The sequence below is a fragment of the Mesorhizobium sp. M7A.F.Ca.US.002.01.1.1 genome, from assembly GCF_004022955.1.
Classification (GTDB): Bacteria; Pseudomonadota; Alphaproteobacteria; order Rhizobiales; family Rhizobiaceae; genus Mesorhizobium; species Mesorhizobium ciceri.
Genome location: NZ_RZQE01000292.1, coordinates 1 through 7,644, shown reverse-complemented (window position 1 = coordinate 7,644; position 7,644 = coordinate 1). Strand labels below are relative to the sequence as shown.

The window sequence follows — 7,644 nt, the reverse complement described above, 5'->3', positions numbered from 1 at the left end:
GGATCTGGCCTGTGTCGGGATCCTTGTAGTCCTGGTCTTCGATCCAAGCGTCGGCATAGGCGATGTAGCGGTCGAAAAGGTTCTGGCCGTACTCGCTGTAGGATTCCAGATAGGCTTTCTGGATCTCATGGCCGATGAATTCGGCATACCGCGCGGCCAGCTCGGACTTGATGAACTCCAGATAGGCGGCTTCCGTCTCCTTCGGAAACTGTTCGCGCTTGATTGCCTCCTCCAGGATGTACATGAGATGCACGGGGTCGGCGGCCACCTCTTCGGTGTCGTAGTTGAAGGTCTGCGACAGGATCTTGAAGGCAAAGCGCGTGCTGACGCCTGCCATGCCCTCATCGACGCCGGCGGCGTCCCGATATTCCTGAACCGACTTTGCCTTGGGGTCGACTTCCTTGAGGTTCTCGCCATCATAGGCGCGCATCTTGGTGTAGAGCGGCGAATTGTCGTGCTCGGCCAAGCGGGTCGAGACGGTAAACCGGCTGAGGATGTCCAGCACCTCTGGAGCGCAGGGACTGGCGGCCAATTCGCTCTCCCGCAACAGTTTCTCGTAGATCTGCCGCTCTTCGGTTATCCGCAGGCAATACGGCACCTTGACGACGAGGATGCGATCGAGAAAAGCCTCATTGTTCTTGTTGTTCTTGAACTGCAGCCATTCCGACTCGTTGGAATGGGCCACGATGATCCCCTGGTAGGGAAAGGCGCCGAAATTTTCGGTGCCGTTGTAGCTGCCTTCCTGGGTAGCCGTCAGCAGCGGATGCAGGACCTTGATAGGCGCCTTGAACATTTCGACGAATTCAAGCAGGCCCTGGGTGGTCCGGTTCAGTCCACCGCTATAGGAATAGGCGTCCGGATCGGACTGGCTGAAGTTTTCCAATTGCCGGATGTCCACCTTGCCGACCAGGGCCGAGACGTCCTGATTGTTCTCGTCGCCGGGCTCGGTCTTGGCGATGCCGATCTGGCGCAGTCGCGACGGCATCAGCTTGACGACGCTGAACTTGGAAATGTCGCCGGAAAGTTCGTCGAGGCGCTTGGCCGCCCATGGCGAAATGAGCCCATTCAAGCGGCGCCGGGCAATGCCGTATTTATCCTCCAGCAGGTCGCCCATGCGATCGGGATGGAAAAGGCCAAGCGGCGATTCGAAAACCGGGCTGACCTGGTTGCCGACCTTCAGCGTGTAGATCGGGCGCTGTTCCATCAACTTCTTCAGCCGCTCGGCAAGGGAGGATTTGCCGCCGCCCACCGGGCCGAGCAAATAGAGGATTTGCTTGCGCTCCTCGAGCCCCTGGGACGCATAGCGAAAATAGCCGGCGATGCGCTCGATTGTATCCTCCATGCCGTAGAAATCGGCGAAGGAGGGGTACACTTTCAGGGTCCGGTTGGAGAAAATACGGCCGAGCCGCTCATCCTTGCTGGTGTCGACCAGGTTCGGCTCGCCGATCGCCTCGACCATCCGTTCAGGCGCCGAGGCATACATCGACTTGTCCTCGCGGCAGGCAAGGAGATATTGCTGGATGCTGATCTCTTCCTGCGCCGCGTTGGTGTAAATTTCCGAAAAGAGATCGAAGACGTCAGACTGGTTCTCTCGCATGATGCTTTTGCCCTCGGAGCCGCTGTGGCTTCCATTCGGCTCACCACGCATTCAACTGCCGGGGGGCACCGTTTGTTCCCTTCATGTGAAGAGGTGGCCGCGATCTTAAGGATTGAGGCTACTCCGCGAGACCAAAGCGCTCGTTGCGGAGCCGTATTCAGCGCGGGTAGCGGGTGTGTTGCGAACCCCTGACTGGACGGCTGGGGCGGCCGCGTGCAGTCTTGCTTTGCCAGGAGACAATGATGATCGATCGACGAAGCCTGATCATGGCCTCCATGGCGGCGATGCTGCCGTTGGAAGCGTCGGCCGCGTGGAAAACACGCCGGCCCACGCCAGAAACCTTCGACTACGGGCCGGCCAAGCTCGACATCTACGCGCCCGATGGTGCAATCGGCCTGCCGGTCGTGTTTTTCGTTCATGGCGGCACCTGGCAGTTTGGCAAACGCAGTCAGGTGGACGCCAAACCGGCCTTCCTGCTCGCCAACGGCTTCTGCTTCGTCTCCATTGATTACCGCATGCTGCCGCAGGCCAATGTCGCCACCCAGGCTGGTGACGTCGAAAAGGCCTATGCCTACATCAGGGCCAACATCGCCCGGCATGGCGGCGATCCCAACCGCATCGTCGGCATGGGCCATTCGGCCGGCTGCCATCTGGTTGCGCTGACCGGCATGCGCGGCGGATTGCCGGGCATAGCCGCGCTCATCCTCGACGACACCAGGGCCTATGATCTTGCAGCACTTGCCAAAAATGGCGGTATGGTCCGGGCCTATGCCCGCGTCTTTTCCGATCCCGCGCAATGGGCGGCACTTTCGCCGGCCAGCTATGTCGACGGCCGCAAGCACCCGCCGACTTTCATCGCCTATTCGCGGGCATCGGGCCGGAGCGAGGACTCCAAGGCCTTTGCCGAGCGCCTGCGCTCGACGGGCACCAAGGTTACGCTGTTCGACGGCAGCGCCTATACGCATATGTCGATCAATCCCGATTTCGGCGAGGACGGCGACGCGCTGACCGCGGCCGCGCTGGCATTCCTGAAATCGACGGTTGGCTGATCTTTACGGCACTGGATTAGATCAAAAGTAGCGGCAAGACATTGCTGCAGGTGCTCGCGGGTGCAACTGCTCTGCGATCTTGAGCGGGAGGGAATTGCATGAACGGCGCCGATGTCCTGTGTGACGTGCTTCTGGCCAATGATGTGACGGTCTGCTTCGCCAATCCCGGCACCTCCGAAATGCACTTCGTTGCAGCGCTTGACCGCAAGCCGAAAATGCGTTGCGTGCTCGGGCTGTTCGAAGGCGTCGTGACGGGTGCCGCCGATGGCTATGCGCGGATGGCCGATCGGCCGGCCGCGACGCTGCTGCATACCGGTCCCGGCCTGGCCAATGGGCTGGCCAACATGCACAATGCCCGGCGTGCCTTCAGCCCGATGATCAACATCGTCGGCGACCACGCCTCTTACCATCTGCCGCTCGATGCCCCACTCACCAGCGATATCGAGAGCCTTGCGGCGCCGATGTCCAACTGGGTCGGCCGCGTCAAGGGTCCGGCCGATGTCGTGCCGGCAGCTGAAGCGGCCTTTCGCGCCTCGCTGACACCACCCGGCGTCGCGACCCTGATCCTGCCGGCGGATGCCGCCTGGGGCGAAGTCGAGGCGGTTTTGCCCGGCAAGGTGAGGCTGGTGCCAGCGCCGGCCGTCGATATGGACGCGGTACGCAAGGTCGCCGCGGCGATCCGTGCCGCTCCGGGCCGGGCCGGCATGATCGTTCGCGGAAAGGCCGCTCGCGCCGATGCGCTTGCCATCGCCGGGCAGATCTCGGCGGGCAGCGACGTCCGGCTGTTCGGCGAGGTTCTGATCGCACGGATGCAACGCGGGCGCGGGCGTGCCGCGCCGATCCGCATCCCCTATCCGGTCGATGCGGCGATGGCTGTGCTGAGCGACGTCGATGTTCTGATCCTGGTCGGCGCAAAGGAGCCGGTTGCCTTCTTCGCCTATCCGGGAAAACCGGGACGGCTTGTCCGGGAAGGCTGCGAGGTGCTGACATTGGCCGCCCATGGCGACGATCTGCATGCGGCGCTGGAGGCGCTTCGCGACGAACTTGGCATCCAGCCGTCGCAACACAAGGTGCTGGCGGCCGCTTTTCCCGACGAGGCAACGCCGAACGGCAAGCTGACGGAAGATGCCGTCGCACTTTCGGTGGCGCGCAAACTGCCGGCCGATGCGATCGTCTGCGATGAAGCGGTCACCTCGGCCAGGCGTTTCTTCGCGCTGTCGGCCTTTGCCGCGCCGCACGACTACATGATGGGCACGGGCGGATCGATCGGTGGCGGCATCCCGATGGCGACCGGGGCGGCAATCGCCTGTCCCGACCGCAAGGTGGTCAATCTCGAAGCCGACGGCAGCGGCATGTACACGGTGCAGGGATTGTGGACGCAGGCGCGGGAAAAGCTCGACGTGGTGACGATCGTGTTTTCCAACCGAACCTATGCGATCCTGCATGGCGAGATGAAGAATGTCGGCGTCGGCGCCATCGGCGAGAACGCCAGGCGCATGCTCGACCTCGACCATCCCTCGCTCGACTGGGTATCGCTGGCCAAAGGCATGGGCGTGGAGGCGGCTCGCGCCGATACGTGCGAGCGCTTCGACGCGTTGCTGGACAGTGCGCTGTCACGGCGCGGGCCGTTCCTCATCGAAGCGGTGCTCTGAGCGCGGGGAAGCGACCTACCAGCGGGTCTTTTCGCCGGGAGCCGCGGGTTCGATCGCCAGCGCATGCACGCCGGCCTTCAGTTCGTCGGCAAGCAGTTCGTTGACGGCGCGGTGACGGTCGATGCGGCTCATGCCGGCAAAGGCGGAAGCGACGACGCGGACGCGAAAATGCGTCTCGCCGGTGCCGTCGTAAGTGCCGTGATGGTCGGAGCCGTGATGGTGGTGGCCGGCATGGAGATGGCTCTCGTTGATGATAACCAGCCTGTCCGGCGAAAATGCCTTGTTGAGCTTGTCTTCCATGGTCGCCTGTATGGACATCGCCATCTCCCTTCACCACATATCGTTGGCGTCTCGGCCTGGAAACCGAAAATCGGTTTCGCGAGGGGCCGCCGCCGCGCAACAAAATCCGCCATTCGCCTGCTTTATGCCGCGATTCAGCGGTTAGGGCGATGATCGCGAAAATGTCAATTCTTGTTTCGCATCTGCGAACGCCCCATAAATGGGTAAGATGAAGCCGTACCCCAAATATTTCGAGAAGATTCGCGTCCGCCCCGACAAGGACGCGGAGCTGAAGTCGCACTCGCCGATCTGCCAGTGGGACGGCTGCAAGGAAGCGGGCACCCATCGTGCGCCGGTCGGGCGCATGAAGGAGGGTGAGTATTTCCACTTCTGCTTCGATCATGTGCGCGAGTACAATAAGGGCTTCAACTACTTTTCCGGCGTACCGGACACCGAGGTCGCGCGCTTCCAGAAGGAAGCCATGACCGGGCACCGGCCGACCTGGAAGATGGGCGCCAACGGGGCCTCGACCCGGTCGTCGCCCGATATGGCCCAGATGCGTTCCGGCCGCGCCGGCTACTATAACCGCATGCGCGACCCGTTCGACCTGTTCAAGGGACCCAAGGATCCGCGCGAGGCGCGCGAGCGCAAGGCCAAGCCGCTTGAGGCCAAGGCGCTGGAAACGCTTGGTCTTGATACAAAGGCGACTGGCAAGGAGATCAAGGCGCGCTATAAGGAACTGGTGAAACTACACCATCCGGATGCGAATGGTGGCGACAGAGGTTCGGAAGACCGGTTCCGCGATGTGCTGCAAGCCTATCGCGTGCTCAAACAGGCGGGCCTGTGCTGAGCGACCATACGGTTCGTGTCGTTTTCCAACTTTCATAAGGTTGGAAAAGGCTTTAAGACCGCCCCCGGACAAAATCGATTGCCGGCGAAATCAGACGTTTCGCCCGTGGAGACGTTGAGAGATATGAACAAGGTCGATCGCGACATCGCCAACCTGCCCGACACGACGGTGTCGGTGAAGGAGAAATTCGGCTTCGAATCCAAGATGGTGGTGCCGGCCTATTCGGTGACATCGGAGCATGTGCCCGACATCGACCCGGACTATCTGTTCGACAAGAACACGACGATGGCGATCCTTGCGGGCTTTGCCTACAACCGCCGCGTCATGGTGTCGGGCTATCACGGTACCGGCAAGTCGACCCATATCGAACAGGTCGCCGCCCGCCTCAACTGGCCCTGCGTGCGCGTCAACCTCGACAGCCATGTCAGCCGTATCGATCTCGTCGGCAAGGACGCGATCGTGGTCAAGGACGGGTTGCAGATCACCGAATTCCGCGACGGCATCCTGCCCTGGGCCTACCAGCACAATGTCGCGCTGTGCTTCGACGAGTATGATGCCGGCCGTCCGGATGTGATGTTCGTCATCCAGCGCGTGCTGGAATCGTCAGGCCGGCTGACGCTGCTCGACCAGAGCCGGGTTATCCGCCCGCATCCGGCCTTCCGGTTGTTCTCGACCGCCAACACGGTCGGCCTGGGCGACACCACCGGCCTCTATCACGGCACCCAGCAGATCAACCAGGCCCAGATGGACCGCTGGTCGATCGTCACCACGCTGAATTATTTGCCGCACGACAATGAAGTCGCCATCGTGCTGGCCAAGGCCAAGCACTATCGCGACGGCAAGGGCAAGGACATCGTCAACAAGATGGTGCGCGTCGCTGACATGACGCGCTCGGCCTTCATCAACGGCGATCTGTCGACCGTGATGAGCCCGCGCACGGTGATCACCTGGGCAGAGAATGCCGAGATATTCGGCAATATCGGCATGGCGTTCCGGCTGACCTTCCTCAACAAGTGCGACGAACTGGAGCGCTCGGTGGTGGCCGAGTTCTACCAGCGCGCCTTCGGCGAGGATCTGCCCGAGAGCGCCGCCAACGTGGTCCTGGGGTAAGACCGCTCCATGGGAACGACCCACCGGACGTTCCTATGGAGTCTTGTATTCCTCTGCTTTGGTCTCAGTCAGGCAGCCATGGCCCAGAACCAACCACTCAAACCTGGGCAGACTTGGACGTATCACGGCGCGACACCAGTATCCTCGCGTGTGATCATAGGCGCTGTCGATTATCTGGAAGGCGAAAGTCAGCCGATCGTATCGATCTCAGTCTCTGACGCGCCGATACCTAATGACGGAAAGCAGCTGCAAACAATCCCTCACCTCCCTGTAGCGGCTGACGTACTGAGAGAAAGTCTGGTTGAACTTGAGGGTGTTCGTCCAATTCCCGACGGGTTTGACCACGGATACAGTCATTGGAGACAGGCATATGACAGTGGGAAAGGCGGCTATTTTACGATCTCGGTCGAAGAGATTATCGGCCTCCTGCGCACTCAGCTTGGCCAGCGGCCAGCGGTACAATAGAGATAGATGATGGCGGGTCCGGGCGACAACACGCGCAACAAGTCGAAGACGGGCTCTGAAGCCGACAGCTTCAAGCGTGCCGTCACCGTCTGCATGCGCGCCATTGCCGGCGACAAGGAACTGGAAGTCGGTTTCGCCAAGGACCGGCCGGCGCTCGCCGGCAGCCGTGCGCGTCTGCCCGAATTGCCGAAGAAGGCGTCGAAGACCGATATTGCGATCACCCGCGGCCTCGGCGATTCCATGGCGCTGAAGCGCGCCTGCCACGATGTGCGCATCCACACCAAGCTGGCGCCGGAAGGCAAGGCGGCCCGCGCCATCTATGACGCGGTCGAACAGGCCCGCGTCGAGGCGATCGGCTCACGCGCCATGCAGGGTGTCGCCGACAATATCGGTTCGATGCTGGAGGACAAATACGCCAAGGCCAACCTCGTCGACATCAAGGACAAGGCCGACGCGCCGATCGAGGAAGCTCTTGCCCTGATGGTGCGCGAGAAGCTGACCGGCCGTCCGGTCCCGAAAAGCGGCGAGCGGCTGGTCGAGCTCTGGCGCCCCTGGGTCGAGGAGAAGGCCAAGGCCGACCTCGACGGATTGTCGGCCAAGCTCGGCGACCAGCAGGCGTTCGCCCGGGTCGTGCGAGAGATG

Annotated in this window: 6 protein-coding genes and 1 pseudogene; 5 read left to right on the top strand and 2 right to left on the bottom strand. The window is 61.9% G+C overall.

Translation table 11 applies throughout. The annotated features are described in order from the left end of the window. The coding region (locus EN932_RS23900; RefSeq protein ID WP_128369111.1) for a PrkA family serine protein kinase at positions 1–1,597 on the bottom strand (1,597 nt) is incomplete at its 3' end. 242 nt (positions 1,598–1,839) lie between these two features. On the opposite strand from EN932_RS23900, the gene EN932_RS23895 reads away from it, so the two are divergent. Together EN932_RS23895 and EN932_RS23890 are read left to right on the top strand one after the other, a co-directional pair. Then, positions 1,840–2,646 carry an alpha/beta hydrolase gene (locus EN932_RS23895; RefSeq protein WP_128369110.1) on the top strand — a complete coding sequence of 269 codons (807 nt, stop codon included), beginning with the start codon at positions 1,840–1,842 and terminating at the stop codon, positions 2,644–2,646. A gap of 98 nt (positions 2,647–2,744) precedes the next feature. Then, the gene (locus EN932_RS23890; protein WP_127368489.1) at positions 2,745–4,298 is read left to right on the top strand and encodes an acetolactate synthase large subunit; all 1,554 of its coding nucleotides are present in this window, start codon (positions 2,745–2,747) and stop codon (positions 4,296–4,298) included. A 15-nt stretch (positions 4,299–4,313) separates the two neighbouring features. On the opposite strand, the gene EN932_RS23885 is transcribed toward EN932_RS23890, so the two are convergent. Next, complete coding sequence (locus tag EN932_RS23885) at positions 4,314–4,616, bottom strand: BolA family transcriptional regulator (RefSeq protein ID WP_013529365.1); 303 nt, start codon at positions 4,614–4,616, stop codon at positions 4,314–4,316. 181 nt (positions 4,617–4,797) lie between these two features. On the opposite strand from EN932_RS23885, the gene EN932_RS23880 reads away from it, so the two are divergent. The 3 genes and pseudogenes from EN932_RS23880 to EN932_RS23865 form a co-directional block, all read left to right on the top strand. Then, complete coding sequence (locus EN932_RS23880) at positions 4,798–5,427, top strand: J domain-containing protein (protein ID WP_013529366.1); 630 nt, start codon at positions 4,798–4,800, stop codon at positions 5,425–5,427. A gap of 123 nt (positions 5,428–5,550) precedes the next feature. Further along, the gene (gene cobS / locus EN932_RS23875; protein WP_013529367.1) at positions 5,551–6,537 is read left to right on the top strand and encodes a cobaltochelatase subunit CobS; all 987 of its coding nucleotides are present in this window, start codon (positions 5,551–5,553) and stop codon (positions 6,535–6,537) included. A gap of 474 nt (positions 6,538–7,011) precedes the next feature. Beyond that, positions 7,012–7,644, top strand: a pseudogene (locus EN932_RS23865) (cobaltochelatase subunit CobT); the annotation flags it as partial.

Bases quoted from the DNA above. Each gene is read 5' to 3' on its own strand.
- EN932_RS23885 (WP_013529365.1), bottom strand. From the start codon at position 4,616: ATGTCCATACAGGCGACCATGGAAGACAAGCTCAACAAGGCATTTTCG.
- EN932_RS23895 (WP_128369110.1), top strand. From the start codon at position 1,840: ATGATCGATCGACGAAGCCTGATCATGGCCTCCATGGCGGCGATGCTG.
- EN932_RS23880 (WP_013529366.1), top strand. From the start codon at position 4,798: ATGGGTAAGATGAAGCCGTACCCCAAATATTTCGAGAAGATTCGCGTC.
- cobS (WP_013529367.1), top strand. From the start codon at position 5,551: ATGAACAAGGTCGATCGCGACATCGCCAACCTGCCCGACACGACGGTG.
- EN932_RS23890 (WP_127368489.1), top strand. From the start codon at position 2,745: ATGAACGGCGCCGATGTCCTGTGTGACGTGCTTCTGGCCAATGATGTG.